Raw genomic sequence first — 208 nt, 5'->3', positions numbered from 1 at the left:
ACAATGAGCCTCCTCGGATGTGACGATCTTCGGCAGGAGCTAACAGTTAAAGTTAGACTGCCTCGCTAGCGTTAGCACATCCGAGCTCATTATCAAGGATTCGCTGCGCCAATCTCTGGTTACGGTAACCAACCGGTGTCTCGTAGCCAAGTGTACCGTGCAACCGAAGGTGGTTCCACCAATTGACATAGTCAAATAACTCCAAATC

General features: G+C 49.5%; 1 protein-coding gene. It reads right to left on the bottom strand.

Features of this window, described 5'->3' with window-relative positions:
* Positions 1-52: 52 nt before the first annotated feature.
* Positions 53-208 (bottom strand): IS3 family transposase (locus tag DIZ30_RS06015; RefSeq protein WP_002331256.1); only part of this gene is annotated, 156 nt, incomplete at its 5' end.

It is taken from the genome of Enterococcus sp. H57 (assembly GCF_003112495.1).
GTDB classification, from domain to species: domain Bacteria; phylum Bacillota; class Bacilli; order Lactobacillales; family Enterococcaceae; genus Enterococcus_B; species Enterococcus_B faecium.
The sequence above is the reverse complement of the archived record's forward strand: the minus strand, read 5'-3'. Positions and strand labels throughout refer to the sequence as shown.